The 14,965-nt window shown below is 43.9% G+C and carries 10 protein-coding genes; 4 read left to right on the forward strand and 6 right to left on the reverse strand.

Annotated elements, in window-relative coordinates:
* The first annotated feature begins 172 nt into the window (after positions 1-172).
* Positions 173-409: a hypothetical protein gene (locus tag IT291_05430; GenBank protein ID MCC6220667.1), complete on the forward strand. Its 237-nt coding sequence runs from the start codon at positions 173-175 to the stop codon at positions 407-409.
* Positions 369-902, forward strand: a complete 534-nt coding sequence (locus IT291_05435) for a pyridoxamine 5'-phosphate oxidase family protein (GenBank protein ID MCC6220668.1) — start codon at positions 369-371, stop codon at positions 900-902. Before IT291_05430 ends, IT291_05435 begins: the two co-directional genes overlap by 41 nt.
* Before the next feature lie 128 nt (positions 903-1,030).
* On the opposite strand, the gene IT291_05440 is transcribed toward IT291_05435, so the two are convergent.
* The 3 genes from IT291_05440 to IT291_05450 form a co-directional block, all read right to left on the reverse strand.
* The gene (locus tag IT291_05440; GenBank protein ID MCC6220669.1) at positions 1,031-2,503 is read right to left on the reverse strand and encodes a hypothetical protein; all 1,473 of its coding nucleotides are present in this window, start codon (positions 2,501-2,503) and stop codon (positions 1,031-1,033) included.
* A 206-nt stretch (positions 2,504-2,709) separates the two neighbouring features.
* Positions 2,710-4,176, reverse strand: a complete 1,467-nt coding sequence (rmuC, locus tag IT291_05445) for a DNA recombination protein RmuC (GenBank protein MCC6220670.1) — start codon at positions 4,174-4,176, stop codon at positions 2,710-2,712.
* A 57-nt stretch (positions 4,177-4,233) separates the two neighbouring features.
* Complete coding sequence (locus IT291_05450; protein ID MCC6220671.1) at positions 4,234-5,625, reverse strand: class II fumarate hydratase; 1,392 nt, start codon at positions 5,623-5,625, stop codon at positions 4,234-4,236.
* Positions 5,626-5,905: 280 nt separating this feature from the next.
* On the opposite strand from IT291_05450, the gene IT291_05455 reads away from it, so the two are divergent.
* A complete protein-coding gene (locus tag IT291_05455) occupies positions 5,906-7,675 on the forward strand; it encodes an HDOD domain-containing protein (protein MCC6220672.1) in 1,770 nt (589 codons plus the stop codon).
* A 222-nt stretch (positions 7,676-7,897) separates the two neighbouring features.
* A complete protein-coding gene (locus IT291_05460; GenBank protein MCC6220673.1) occupies positions 7,898-10,486 on the forward strand; it encodes a hypothetical protein in 2,589 nt (862 codons plus the stop codon).
* A 120-nt stretch (positions 10,487-10,606) separates the two neighbouring features.
* Here IT291_05460 and IT291_05465 read toward each other — a convergent pair whose 3' ends face one another.
* From IT291_05465 to IT291_05475, 3 genes are all read right to left on the reverse strand, one after another.
* Entirely contained in the window at positions 10,607-11,857 is a 1,251-nt protein-coding gene (locus IT291_05465) for a HipA domain-containing protein (protein MCC6220674.1), read from the reverse strand.
* Positions 11,854-12,093, reverse strand: a complete 240-nt coding sequence (locus IT291_05470; GenBank protein MCC6220675.1) for a helix-turn-helix transcriptional regulator — start codon at positions 12,091-12,093, stop codon at positions 11,854-11,856. The genes IT291_05465 and IT291_05470 overlap by 4 nt, the downstream gene beginning before the upstream one ends.
* Positions 12,094-12,357: 264 nt before the next feature.
* Positions 12,358-14,334, reverse strand: coding sequence for a DUF3466 family protein (locus IT291_05475; protein ID MCC6220676.1), 1,977 nt, complete (start codon positions 14,332-14,334; stop codon positions 12,358-12,360).
* Positions 14,335-14,965 lie beyond the last annotated feature (631 nt).

Raw genomic sequence — 14,965 nt, forward strand, 5'->3', positions numbered from 1 at the left:
ACATAAACGGGCCGCATTTCTAGGTTTGCGGTCTTAGAGGTGCGAAAGGCAGATTCTACAAAGGCTAGGTCTTTGTATCGGTCGTTAAAATCGGTGATTACAAAAAGACGCAAATGTTGGTATTTTCGGGTCTAAAATCCCTTTATCGTCCGCTTCGGCAACAAGGATGCCTATGAATAAAAAAATGCAAGACATTAAGAATCAAATCGTTAAAGCTTTAAATCATCCCGAGGCGCAGGATGGTTTGTATTTTAGAAACTTCTTTCACCTGCATGAAAGCGATGAAAGAGCTGCCGTAGACGGAAATCAAGTAGATATTTTAGACGCATTGAGAGAATTACTGGACGAAGGGAAAATTGCCATGAGTAGTGGCGACGAAGAGCCGATTTTTTCCCTTGTTCGAAAATGACGTTCTGCAGATGGCCGATTCTAACGATCGACAACCCTTAGTCGATATATTAAACGCTCACTGGGTTATGAGTTTAGCTACCTTAGGTGAGGATGGCCCTTACAGCACTCCACTGTTTTACGTAGCTACGAATAATTCACAAACAATTTTGTTTCTTTCGGATGTAACGTCTAATCATATTCGCCACATAAGTAAAGATCCGCGCGTTGGCGCGAGCGTATATCTTGAAACTAAGCAAGTTGGGCTAATTCAAGGAGTTCAACTCGAGGGCGTAGTTGAGTGTCCATCTGAGAACGAGGGAAAAAGACTAATGGAGATTTATTCCAAAGCACATCTAAATGCATTGACGAAAAAAGCCCTTAGCAAGAATACTCGCCTATATGCAATGCAAGTAAAGCGCGCGAAGCTAATAGATAATCGCGTTGGCATCGGCAAGAAACATAAAGTTTGGGAATTTGGACAATTATACCATTTGCAAAAAGGATTTTTGTAAATGGTATAAACAGCAAGTGCGTAAGCACTTGCCAATAAACAACAAATACCGTTTCCAAAAAGTAAAATATTTAACTTACTTTTTGGAAACGGTATACTAGTAGACCGACAATAATGTTTGCTTAAAGCCTATCGCAGGTTTAGGCAATCGTTTAGCGCCTGAATGGAGGCTCTAAAATGAGCTAATCGCTCCTTTTCCACCGCCTCAAACACCTGTTGCAGCATTTCTAAATACAGCACTCCGATTCGTTGTGAACGACCTATGACACCCGCACAACAGGTAAAAAGTTTTTCACATACCAAAATGTTCTCGTGAACAATTGGCTCTGCCGAATGATATGCTAACTGGACAATGTCGTACCCAGTGGCATAGGGCGAGTAATTTAGGGATTTAGCCTTGTCTCGAACAGATAACTTGCCCATGATAGTCTGGGGAACTAACAACATGAGGCCGGGATCTATGGTATAAATACACCCACCGCTAAAACCGGCCATCGGAACTATTTCTAGCACGAGCTTGCGTACCTGAGCCTCGGATATACCAGCGGTCTCTAAGCGTTGATAAAATTCGTTAAAGCTTTGCTGAAGCTCCTTCCTGCAATGCACTATGTGGCAATTCTTGTCATGCGCATAGCTTTCCCAATAGTTAGCAAGTCGCGTTTCTGGATCCAACAACGTACCTGCAGAGAAGATATCAGGAGCAAGCTTTATGTAGTTGCGACAATTCTCCCTTATTTTTTCTCCAATAACTTCGATGGCTTTTTCGCCAAGAGCCTTTTGAATCTCCTGCCTAGCAACCTCCCAATCGTTTTGCGCCTCCGGGTATACTTCTGGCTGATTTGCCCTAGCGAGAGCTTCACCAACTTTGCAAATTTTTTCTAGCGTTCTTCCGGCTGCTTCGGCCTCCTGCCGCACTTCCAAATCTGCCTCCGCACTATGACTATCTAGCGAGATGCAAACGTCTGAAATTATCCCCCATCGACGTATGATAGTCATTGCCAAGAGCTGCGGAGAAAATCCTAGAAGCTGAGTTATTTCCAGATCTAGACTCGTTCCTACCTTAAGCGATGAAACAGCTCTTTGATAGATCCTGGGATAATTCCAGCAAATAAGCGTGTAACCAAGCTGACGCAACAACGCTGCGGAAAAGCCTAGTTCGGGATCAACTCCACAAAACTCAGACATCATCTGAGCTGTGCTTGCACTAATCATCGCTTCTTGTAGACGATATACCTGAAGGTTATTAATGTTACTAAGCGTGTGCTTAGATACATCCCGTTCTTTGACCTCTAAAATTTTCTTAAGTCTCGTTAAACCGCTCCACCGAAGGAGATCGACTGGACTAACATTCTTAGGAGCAAGAACGCCTTCTTCTTGCAAAACTACGGCAAGTTGCTTAAGGCAATATGTAAATAGCGCAAAATCGTTTTTTAGATCCTTAACTAATTCGCCACAGTCCTCGGCATAATTGCCATTTTTTATATTTGAATGGATATGGTCGAGTAGCTGCGGGTTAACAGGCAACCAAAAATCATTTACGTGTTGATATGCGCGTTCCAACTGAAGAGAGGGTGATTGTGCCGAATGTAGAGTCTTAGCCACAGCCATATTAATATCTATTCAATACAAAAACCTTTCTTCGCAAAACCTTCAATAATGTTAAGACCTTAAGGCAAATTCTTTTTGAGGGTGTTTTTCGACACGCAAAAAAATTTTCGACACCTCACTCCTCAATAGCTACTTATCGGCTGAAATGGAGATATAGTTAATTATTTGGCGCGCTAAGGCTAAATTAGTTTACAAAAGTCCTAATCTGATAACAGTGGGTTGTCTTGGCTCTCATTTAATCGATCTTCTGTAACAGTTGAAGAATTTTCTAGATCCTCTGAAATGCCCATAATTCTCGGTAGTCTATCGACGGTCGTTAATACCTCAATATCGTCCTTAGACGCCGCACCAAGTTCTCTAAACTTCCGTGCCGTAACCATAACGCGACTTTCTAAAGCACCGACGGCGCGATTATATGATTCAACGCTATGTGTTAAATGCCTACGCATATCTACAAAATGCCTTGATAATGACATCAGGCGATCGTAGAGAACCCTGCCTAACTCGCTGATTTCATGTGCATTTTCCGCTAGACGTTCCTCTCGCCAGCCATAGGCTACGGCTCTTAAAAGCGCTATTAGCGTCGTAGGAGTCGAGAGAATTACCCTTTTATCTACTCCGAACTCTATTAGACTCGGATCCTGCTCAAGTGCTGCGCTAAAAAAACTCTCTCCCGGAAGAAACATCACTACGAATTCAGGTGAGGGCGAGAACTGCTTCCAATATCCTTTGCTGGCGAGCTTAGTTAGATGATCGCGAATATGCCTGGCATGGTTTTTAAGTCCAGCAATGCGCAAATTTTCGTCCTCTAAATTTAGACTTTCTAAATACGCCGAAAGCGGGGCTTTGGAATCCACCACTACATTTTTGTTATTCGGAAGCTTCACCAACATATCTGGACGGAGTAAGGAGTTTTCTGCAAGAACCGTCTCCTGCTCGACAAAATCGCAATATTCGAGCATGCCGGCAATTTCTACTACTCGCCTAAGCTGAATTTCTCCCCAACGCCCACGCACGTTAGGAGAACGCATCGCTCTTGCTAAATTGGCGGCCTCACTCTGTAAGTTAGTCTGCGCCGCGATCAACGACTTTACTTGCTCAGTTAGACTTGAATAAGCACTTACCCTCTCTTTTTCTAAATCCTGAATGCGCCTATCCACCGTCACCAAAGAATCTGACAACGGCTTTACTAATAAGTCTATTGCTTGCTGCCTCTGTGTTAAATCGCTTTTTGCTTCGAGCTGATATTTCTCTAAATTTTCGCGAGCCAAGCTCAAAAACGACTGGTTATTTTTTTCAAGCGCTTTAGCTGACAAAGCCTGAAAAGTAAGCGATAGTCTTTCCTGAGCATCGCCGATTACGGCCAATTTTTCTTGAGCTACCTTGCGCTCCTCTCTCAACACTGTTTCTAATTCTGACACCTTAGTTATTAAGTCTGTATTCCTAGTTTTTAAAACTCTCGCCTCACTTTCAACCTTATCTAATACTTCTCGCAACTCGACAATTCGCTCATCCTTATGCTGCAGGCGTTCTAGCAATACCGCTCTCTCGGAGTCGCCTACAGCATTACCGCGCTCATATGCGCGCTTGGCCTTAATAGTCCCCAAGTAACAGGCAACTAAACCCAGGACAACAAATATGATTCCAGACGCGACGAGTAGTTCCATTAACAGCTTTAACCTAAAGGCGCGTTTTTGCGACACGCCATTAAACACTTACTTCTTTTACAATCCCGGGTGCGTCATGCTCATTAGATCCAAAGCCTTATCTAACTCCTCTGCCGAAAGCACTTTTCTTTTTAGAGCGACCTCTCTAACAGATGCCTTGGTACTATATGCTTCTTTTGCAATACTAGCAGCCTCGTCATAACCTATTTGGGGCGCAAGTGCTGTGACAACGGCAATGCTCGCTTCTGCGAGCTCCAACAGGCGCTCAGAGTTAGCCTTTATTCCGTCGACGCAACGCCTAGCAAAATTAGTTGCGCTATTTGCTAATAACATTATCGATTGCAAAACATTATGAGCCATTAACGGCATCATGACATTTAACTCAAAATTACCGCCACTATAGCCACCAATCGTAATGGCAGCGTCATTGCCGATTACCTGAGCACATGCCATTAGTACTGATTCCGCAATTACCGGGTTAACCTTTCCGGGCATAATAGAAGAGCCTGGCTGAACCTCTGGCAGCGCCAATTCGCCTATACCACACCGCGGACCACTCCCCAACCATCGAATATCATTCGATATTTTAGCAAGGCTACAAGCAATAGTTTTTAAAACGCCACTTAACTCCACAATTGCATCGCGAGCACTTTGGGCTTCAAAATGATTTGAAGCCTCGACAAATTTTATTCCTGTTCTCTTGCTGATCTCTTCAATAATCGTAGCTGGAAAATCGGGGTGCGCATTTAGGCCGGTTCCAACGGCTGTCCCTCCTTGTGCCAGCTCTAAAACGCTAGATAACGCCCTTTCCAATCGCTCGCGAGCATGATCGACCTGACTCTTATAGCCTCCAAATTCTTGCCCTAAGCGAATCGGCGTTGCGTCTTGCAAATGAGTTCGTCCGGTCTTAATAAACGCATCGAACTCAACGACCTTGCGAGATAAAGACAAGGACAATATTTCAAGTGCCGGCAACAAAGACGCCTTAATTTCCATAGCGGCCGCTAGGTGAATTGCTGTTGGAATGACATCATTGGAAGACTGACTCATGTTCACATGATCATTGGGATGAATAGTCACCTCGGCGTCCACTTCCTTGGCGCGATTGGCGATGACCTCATTTACATTCATATTAGTAGAAGTGCCCGAGCCAGTCTGGAAAATGTCGAGGACAAAATGAGCGTCTAGCTCACCTCTCTCAACCTCTTCGCTAACATTAACTATTAAATCCGCACGCGCGGAATCCAAGAGGTTTAGTTTCTTATTTGCAATCGCAGCAGAACGCTTAATAATACCTAAGGCTTTAAGCATTGGCCGCGAAAACCTAATACCGCTGATAGGAAAATTCTCTACCGCTCGCTGAGTTTGAGCACCATAGTAAGCATCAACCGGCACTTTCATTTCCCCCATAGAATCCCTCATAACGCGGTACTGTTTACTATCGCTCATATAACAAATCTCCTCCCATACTTAACTAAAGTTACTACGCACAAACTAACGAACAAAAGAATATCTATAATTCCAATAATTTGCAGCATTCAGCAATTCACTCAAAGGTTTTTAGGGAAATTACTTATGAATTATTCTTTTAGCAACATAAGCATCTAAAATCGCTACTGAATTTTATCATTATCAATCACATATCTGAGCTTAAGGGAATTCAATAATTTGTCGAAATTACATTAGAATAAACAAGTTTCTTTAACGCACTATCAGAGATATCTCAAAAATGAAGGCCAACAGCAAACCTGACACTGCCACAGTAGCGCGAAACACTAGTGGCAATGACGGTTCTTTGCAGCAAGCAGAGGACACAAAGCCTACCGAAGAAGGCAACGAAAACACATCGGTTGGTCAAGCTCTAAAAATAAAGCTACCCGCTAATCCGCAAGTGCTTGACGAAATTCGGGCTTTAGCTGCTGAACCAGCATTTCGGGTCGAAGTATTGGCATCATGCGTGAAGCGAGATCCGGTCATCATGCTAGAGCTGATAAGAGTAGCCAATTCCATGTATTTTAATCAGGGCCGACCGCCAATGACTACTGCTGAGACTGCGATAGTTCAACTTGGCTCCAAACAGTTAATAGAAATTGCAGACTCGATTGCGACCCATAAACAGTTTAGCGACGAGGAAACAGCAAATGCCTTTGAGTCGCTTAGAATTAAGGCACAAAAAATAGCTGCGGTAGCGCGTCTCCTGGGCCAAGCTACGAAAAGCGATTTGGCTGGCGAATTGCAGACAGTAGGTTTGATGTCGGTAATAGGCAACATGTTAGCATGTGCCCACTTAGGTAGCACATATGCAAAACTTGCTAAGAAGCTTAAACGTGCTCCTTTGGCCTACCGCCTAGCGAGCGCCCACGGCTTCGATACTAACTTCATGCAACTCTCGTATTTGCGGAGAAACGGATTTCCAGAAGTGCTATTATTCGCCTTAGATCGCGAAGTTAGTTCAAAAACTGCACATCGAACTGGAATGCGAAACATTTTGCACGCCGCCATCGAACTCGTAGACGCTTTTGAAGATCAGCAGAGTTATCGTTTCCAGCCTGGCACGTCACTCCCATCGCAATCGTCGTTAAGACTGTTACAGCTAAACCAAGGTGGTTATCAAAATATTTGGGATAACTGCTACAGTTTGCTTACCGACGGCTCGGTTAATGAAGTTCAAACTGACAGCGATAAACTAACAATTCCAGCCGATCCGAAAGAGCACACCCCCAACGCTGGCAATTTACCACAGGCTGAACCGACAGGCGGGCCTACACAAATCTTAGACAATAGAGATTTTCAATTATTAACTGAACTGCAATCCGCAGAGAACGTACCACAAACTGAAAGTCTATCTAGCACTCAGACAGCTACTTATGCCGAACAGATTGAGGGGGAAGCAAATATTTCACAAAAACTGAACGATGAGCCTTCCTATTTCCCCCTGCCCTCTCCACCTCCAGTCAGTTTTATAAAAACTGAAAAGGTAGAAGTAACTAGACTCTCTCACTACATGCGCTTTAACAAGCGCATTACCAACATAATCAGTGAATTTGCCACCATATGCGAGACCGCTAATAGCACAACACAGCTACTCGACATGCTCCTCAATTTTCTCGTTACCGATGGGCCATTCGCCAGAGCCGCACTCATTGCACACTCAAATAACCGAACCTCGGCAAAAATACTGCGATCAATTGGCGACGGCTTTAAGGATAGCAATTCATTTGATATTTACGATCCGATTTCCCCCTTAGCAACATGCACGACCCAACTAAAATCGTTTAACGCTCACTCCTCAAAAGAAAATCTCGCGCCACTAGGAATTTCAGCATATGCAATGTCACCACTAGATATTCACTACGAGGATCCCATTTCACTTTACGCCGATTGCGGCAGCAATAAGCCGATAACCTTTGAAGCTAGAAGAATTTTTCGCTACATAGTCGGCCTACTCAATACGCGGCTACCAGAAATAGACGACACACTATTTGACAAGTCTCAGTAACTCTCAGAAAACGGCCGAGCCACCTCATTTATAGACATCGCCAAGCGTAGCTCCCAGAAAGCCATTACAAAGCCTCCAGCTTACAACTAATATCACATGCTATATCTATTCGTTCATAACCTGATTTATTTTAAGCTAGTATTGATTAAGAGATATTGAGAATATACAATATTACCGTCGCGCTGAGATGTTTGTTAGATATTTCTTTAAAAATGAGGACATATGAGCAGAAGCCAAGGTTATGTTTTACTAGGTTTTTTTCTATTCCTAAACCAAACAATTTTGCCAGCGGTGGCAGAAGTGCAAGTCGAAAACTTAATTGCCCATTACAAGGTGTCTGAGGGGTCTGAGGAAGACAGAATGACACTTATCAACTCAGCGCAAGATAGCAGTATAGGCTCTGCTACAATTCATGGAGCAAGCTGGACGAGCGGAATTCGCGGAAACGCTTTAAAATTTGACGGTTACGACGATAGAAGCGAGGATGGCATCACTGGACAAAAAGCTCGAAAACAAGACTATATTGAAATACCTGGGCTTTCTAACCTCCCGCAAAACATTACTCTTTCAGTTTGGGCACAACTATCCTCGCGAGATACTCACGGCTCAGAACTAATATCGCTAGGCGATCGAGTTAGCATAAGGTTGGATCATCCATCAAAAGGCACCTATGGATTCTATCAATTCTATCAAGACGCAATCAAGTGGGACAGCACGCCGCAAAATTTAAAATATTATAGCGGAACCGGCTGGCATCATTTCGTGTACGTAATCGGCGTCAATGGCGACGATGGTAAGGCTAAACACAAGCTCTTTGTAGATGGCGAAATAATTGGCGAGAGCTATAAGCAACATTCAATTGACTACGGCACGACAAATCTTACGGCAATTCTAGGCAGACATGCAAACATTTCAAATGCAAAGTCTCAAGTTAACGATCCTGTGGAAAACACGACAGATTTAAGTATTTTTGACTTTAAGGGTTTGATAGGCGACATTCGCATTTATGGCGTTGCATTAAATTACAGTGAAGTAAAGGCGTTATATCGGGAGACTTCTGGTTTAATTGGACTCTGGAAGTTTTCACAATCGAACGCTGACAACAAAATTAGCGATAGTTCGGGAAACAATTTTGATGCAACGATAAACGGCGGTTCTTTGGCGAATTTGCGACAAACCTTACAATATAACGGCACAGGCTGGAGCCAAGATGGCCAGGGTAAAGTTCTACAGCTAAGCAATGGACAGTCTGCTACTATTAGCGGGCTTCTTGGCGAACCAGCGGCGGTTACACTTTCAGCGTGGGCTAAACTTGACACACTTGGCAGAAACGGCTCCGAAATAATCTCTCTTGGCGATCATGCGGCGATTCGCCTCCTCGCTAATGGCCAGGTAGCTGGATTCTTCCACAATGGATCCACTTGGGTTTCGACTAAGAGCATAAACAATAGCTACGAAACAAATCGCTGGCATCACTTTGTCTATAGCATTGCGAATGGGGCTCAAAACCTATACGTAGATGGAGCTATAACACCGGTAGCAACAACCGCAGTAAAATCTGACGTCAAATACACTAAATACCCAAGCGAAAACACGACGATCGGAAGACACGGGCATAACGGTACGAATTATAACTTTAGTGGCCAAGTAGGCGAGGTGCGCGTTTACAATCGCGCATTAAGCACAGAGGAGGTTAATCACCTTTACAAAAGTTCCCCATCCTATCCGGAAAAGCCTGGAACAACTGGTGAGCTTATTCCAGATTTGACGAATAAGGGAGATTCTTCACCTTTTACAAATCTCACCCCTATTAATGGAATATCTCCCACTGTCCTTGATTCAACGATGGTAAAAGACGTGTCAGCAGTTTTCGTGGCTGATCCTTTCTTGTTTATCGAGAAAGACAATAATCAAAGTGATAACTACTATCTCTTTATGGAAGTCCTAACCCGCATGACTCCTAACGGGCGTGGGAAGTATACTAACAACCTTGGAGAGCTCGTGACTCGTGATGTGTCACAACAGGGTGATTTGGGGTTAGCCACGAGCAAAGATGGCATCACTTGGAAGTATGATCAGATCATACTAGATGAGCCTATAAGTCATCTGTCATACCCCTATGTTTTTAAGTACGATGGCAAGTACTACATGATTCCAGAAACAAATGAGATGAATGAAATTCGCCTCTATCAAGCGAAGGACTTCCCTTACAACTGGAGCTACGTATCAACGCTCGTCAAGGGCAAGAGATTTATGGACTCTTCCATATTTCGCCATGATAATAAATGGTGGATGTTTAGCAGCTACATGAAATTCGATAAAGATCACCCCGGTGATCCGGCTTATAACAATACCGAACTATATTTATTTTATTCGGAAGATTTATCTACAGGCTGGCAGTCGCATCCGTTAAATCCGTTAATAGGGGCTGATTATTTGGATTTTTCCCAAACTCGTTTGGGCGGAAGATCGTTTGTTCACGATGGGCAAGTTTATCGAGTAGTTCAAAACAACACCGATGGAAGCGGCGCATTTAAGTACGGAACTCAAGTTCGCGTATTTAATGTGACATTGGACGAAGATGAATATTCTGAAAAAGAGATTGAAGGCGGCGCTATTTTAACTGCTAGCGAGGCAGAGGGCACGTGGAACCAAGAGGGCATGCACCATTTTGATCCATGGTGGATTGGAAGTCAGAATAAATGGCTAAATGCCGTGGATGGTTATTATCTTCAGCAGTATGAGGGAAAGAGACAGATTTTCTCCATTCGACTCTACAGTAGTGACGCCGACACCGACACTGCAAATTAGCAATCTGTTACAGGAGGGATTGCCAAAAATCTGTTGGCAATCCTTCTTTTCGCGCTGGCAAAACCTTTAGGATAGGCGGTTCTTAAGCCATTAAAACAGACGCCACACAAGTGAGACGCCTTAAGGCTCTCCACTGAGCTGAGATATGCGTTTAAGCATCGTCTGTCGCAAATAGTTTGTCTTCTTGGGCTCTAATCCAATTTCTTCAAGTTGCTCAACGTATGGCCTAGCTAGACCACAGAGCTTGCATAATATAGAAATTGCCGCAGCGCGTTTTACTGCCGAACGCTCTGCCCAGATAATAAAATGTTTAGGAAAGAGTTTGGTTCGTCGACGTTCTAGTTCCAAGGCCATTTGCTCATCGCCGTAAGGTAGAGTAGAAAGCAAATCGTAAGCTGGTGACAAAATTATACTACTGCTGTTATGTGGTTGGAGCAAACTAATATTCTTTGCATGCAAATCGCCGTTAGCGATTAGATAACTAAAGGCAGTGAGTTTTAGTAGTTTTGCAGTTTCTATTATAGGCGAGCTTGAATATTTCACAATCCCATCGGCAATCTGGCGCATAGATAGCCGATATTTATCTTGAGGGTAGCGTGCAAGAAACTGACAAGCATCTTCTTGATGAAGGCGTTTTATAGTTTTGCTCTCATCTTGCCAACAACGATCAAATCTTTCTACTAATAGCCCTGGGGTGCCGTTTCGATCATGAACTATGCTTGTTTTTGCGCACTCTATTCCACAACCATGAGCCATTTTCATAAAGAAATGTTCATTTTCAATTAGTTTCGGATAGCTTTGTGGTGCGAGTTTTAATAAATAGCGCTTGTGGTTTTTTTTTATTGCGATGGGAAAAGAAATCATTTCAGCAGAGATTTTTGGTTGCACTCCCGGAACTGAAATGTCCCGCTTGCGCTCACTAAATTCGGTAGATGCAATGCTTTGCTCAAATAAATCCACAAACAGAGCTTGATCTAAATCAAAACTGGATTGGGAATTGTCGGTTTCGTTAATGGTGATGTCATGAGAAATAAAGACATCGCCTATGCAATCGCTTCCCGCCCCAGCCAGCAAGCTAAACATATCATCAGCAGAAGTCTTAAGAGCAGAAATAAGAGCGCTTAACCTTCGCCCTTCTGGAAGCAATCCTGCAAAAAAAGGATGCAAATTATCACCGTATGTTTGATGCGGTTCCTTTCGGAGTGGGAGACTAAAAGCAACAGATGCTAAATCTTCAGTACCTGCACGTTCGAGATAATGAGCATCATATTCAAATATCGATCCGTCACGCGTGCGCGTTATCGAACCAGCCAGTTCTTCGCCCTTAAAAACATACACTCGCTCGAGCTTGCGAACGTCAGCGAGCTTCATTTTTCAAATTCCTTAGCAACACTAATTATCTGCTTTCCCCGTTGAATGTGGAGTTCAAGCCCTAGCACCGCTAAAACCTCAAGGAGTTTGTCTAACCTGACCGTTGGCTTCCCTCGCTCTAACTGAGAGATAAAATTTAATCCAGTTCCTGAAAGATCTGCTAGTTCTTGTTGATTTAGTTTTCGCGCCTTTCGTTCCTGGCGAATTATATTGCTTATAACTTTGGCACTATTCACTAGCCTATCTTCAAACCTCCGCTATTAGCATGCATATCGCCCCAGCCTTTTTGCATTAGTGGCGTATGGCGTTTTTCACTAGACCGAGTGAAAAACGCCCAGACACAACCTTACGGCGAGCGTTTTCTAGCGAAATTCATTCATTTGAGTGAATTTTTGTCCATTGTATCTAAAAACAAATTTCATGCAAGCGAAATTCACTCGCTTGCATGAAATTGCCATAGCTAGTGCGTGTTCCGAGAGAAGCGAACGGGATCGGTCTACTTAGTTATTCCCATATAACATTTTAACCTGATCTTTTATTCCAATGCCTATTGGAACATCACCAGTCAGGCCCCACTGTTGGCTGGCAGGTGACTGAGTTGCTAGAGAAAGTGTATACCACTGCCCAATAGATGGTCGCCATACTGCGGCTTGCCGAGTAAAGCTACTTACGTCATAAGAACCCGCTAGCGGCAGATCGCCTGGCAAGCCATACTGAACGGCCACTCCAGCGTTCGACCAATTCCAATTCCAATACCCATACTCACGCCTAGAGGAGCGGAAATACCACGTGCCCGTCTCAGGCCTCCAGACAACTAGATCAGCTTTGCCGTCTCTATCGTAATCCCCAGCAAGTGGATGATCCGTAGGTAGTCCCCACTGAACTACCACAATATCTCCGCGATTCGCGCTATAACTGCGAGACGACAATCTAGCATACCATTCCCCACTCCACGGCCGCCAAACGACCAAATCAGCCTTGTTGTCGCCATCTAAATCTGCCGGAACCGGCAAATCGCCCACCAATCCCCATTGCAAGCTCATTACCGCTCCATCGGAAGAGCGCCTAATATACCACTGACCAATTATCTCAGTATTGCCAACTTTCAGATGCGGTCTCCATACAGCATAATCGGCGACACCGTCGCCATCGAAGTCCGAGAGGAGAGGATAGTCTCCTGGCAATCCAAACTGCTGGATAACGTAATGTGAGCAATCGTAGTTATCAGCCGAAGGACAGCTATACCAAGTACCATTAGTCGGTCGCCATACAATTAGATCTAACAATCCATCTCCATCTATGTCTCCACGCATAGGAGCATCCCCTGGAAGCCCCCATTGTTTAATGAGGGGATCATTTGGTGCGGTAGATGTTCGTACGTACCAAGTGCCAGAAGCTTGCCTCCAAACTGCGAAATCTCCCGTTAAATCGCTATCGTAATCGCCTAAAGCTTCTCGCGACGAAATCGGATTTAGCACCACTCCTTGCTCTATAAGAATTTCCCCTCCATTATTGATACGACTAGCCACCTCCAACGAATCAAAAAAAATGCTGCCTTCCACTAAGTCATTCAAATCGCGCATGCCATTTACCGCATCCCACACAAAAGCTCGCTTAGGTTCTCCACTATGAGTTTGCGAATAGCCAACGACAATTCCGTCGTCATTAATATCAATGGCAACACTAGACCCGCCGTTCAAAGTCCCCAAATCGGCCGATACGTCACGGTTCAAAGTCCCCAAATCGATCAATGACTCACCAGGACGCTTAACAAAAGCATGTTCAGTGCCATCTGGATACTGTGCACTACCAACGATAACCCCATCGTCATTAATACCAAAAGCTCGAGAATCCTCTCCGCCAAATGTTTCAATCTCAACTATCTCCATTGAATTTATGTCATATAGAAAGGCACGCCTAACTTGCCCCTCTTCCCTAGATACAGTCTGATGGCCAACAACTTCTCCAAAGTTATTTGAATCAGTGCACCAACCACCAGCATTGATTGCGCCTACAAGTCGCGGGTAATGAACTCCACCTTCTTCACTGTCACCATCATAAACACATGCTCCATTGTCGGCTGTAAAGCTACCGCCACAAGAACCAACAACGATTCCATCATCCGTTATCCGCTCACTGTAATTAACGCCACCAGTCTCACCGAAAGGCCTGGACGAAAACAGCCCACCCAATCGATATGTTGTAGCCACACCGACCATCTCCTCATAATTATTCAAGGCCAAAATGTCATAAGAGGTAACAAATGAGCCCTCGTAGATGCCGGGATAGATATTTTTCCAACCCATAAGTGGATTATTTAGGCTTCCACCCGACACAACCTGACCTAAGTCATTTATATCGTTTAGAAAACTATTCGAAAGCAGCGTAGCCTCGTACGTCTGCGCAAGACAAGGCCGAGATGCGCAAAGTGCAATAAATGCCACAACGACAAAAGAACCCTTAAACGAGCGATTCATAACTTAATCCTCCGCACAATAAATAACTAATGTTATGACAGACAGAACTTGGATTGCTGCCGATTGCTGCCGATTGCTGCCTGCCCCAGCAAAAAAACTAATACGCTAAACAAATTCAGTTATCAATGGGTAATCTACACATTATTAATATTCACGTTAATATTCACGCATCCTACTCAAAGTTCCGCCAAGTTATAACTAGGATCCAGTTTTTTTAATCGGAAGGCTCCACGAACTCCACGAACTAGTGCATACCAACAATGCCTAACTTTAAAATACTTAAAGCAACTAGATTCTAGCTGAACGTTTTTATTTTCTTAGCACAAAGGAAAATTATTTTGCCGATAAGAGTTCAGACGGCTTATTTTTAGTTTTTGCAAAGAACGAAGTAAATAGAGATGCCTAGAGCACCACGGTTGATAAAATCTAATACTTTATACGGCATATCTTTTCGTGCACGAAGCGGTTTGCCTTTTTGCTGCACTATTACTCCCCAGCGCATTCTGCGCATTCTAGCGACTTCGGCCCCCGATTCTAAAATACTTCGGCCAGTGATTCTAAAATACTTCGGCCACCTAAAGTGTGTTTATAATCTCTAGCAAAGTTGGTCAATAGTCTTGTCGGAGCGTAA

This window comes from Deltaproteobacteria bacterium (assembly GCA_020845775.1).
In the GTDB taxonomy this organism is placed as follows: Bacteria; Bdellovibrionota_C; UBA2361; order SZUA-149; family JADLFC01; genus JADLFC01.

What these genes read in the sequence shown, in the direction of transcription:
- IT291_05430 (MCC6220667.1), top strand. Translation starts at nt 173, where the DNA reads ATGAATAAAAAAATGCAAGACATTAAGAATCAAATCGTTAAAGCTTTA.
- rmuC (MCC6220670.1), bottom strand. Translation starts at nt 4,176, where the DNA reads ATGGAACTACTCGTCGCGTCTGGAATCATATTTGTTGTCCTGGGTTTA.
- IT291_05450 (MCC6220671.1), bottom strand. Translation starts at nt 5,625, where the DNA reads ATGAGCGATAGTAAACAGTACCGCGTTATGAGGGATTCTATGGGGGAA.
- IT291_05455 (MCC6220672.1), top strand. Translation starts at nt 5,906, where the DNA reads ATGAAGGCCAACAGCAAACCTGACACTGCCACAGTAGCGCGAAACACT.
- IT291_05460 (MCC6220673.1), top strand. Translation starts at nt 7,898, where the DNA reads ATGAGCAGAAGCCAAGGTTATGTTTTACTAGGTTTTTTTCTATTCCTA.
- IT291_05465 (MCC6220674.1), bottom strand. Translation starts at nt 11,857, where the DNA reads ATGAAGCTCGCTGACGTTCGCAAGCTCGAGCGAGTGTATGTTTTTAAG.
- IT291_05475 (MCC6220676.1), bottom strand. Translation starts at nt 14,334, where the DNA reads ATGAATCGCTCGTTTAAGGGTTCTTTTGTCGTTGTGGCATTTATTGCA.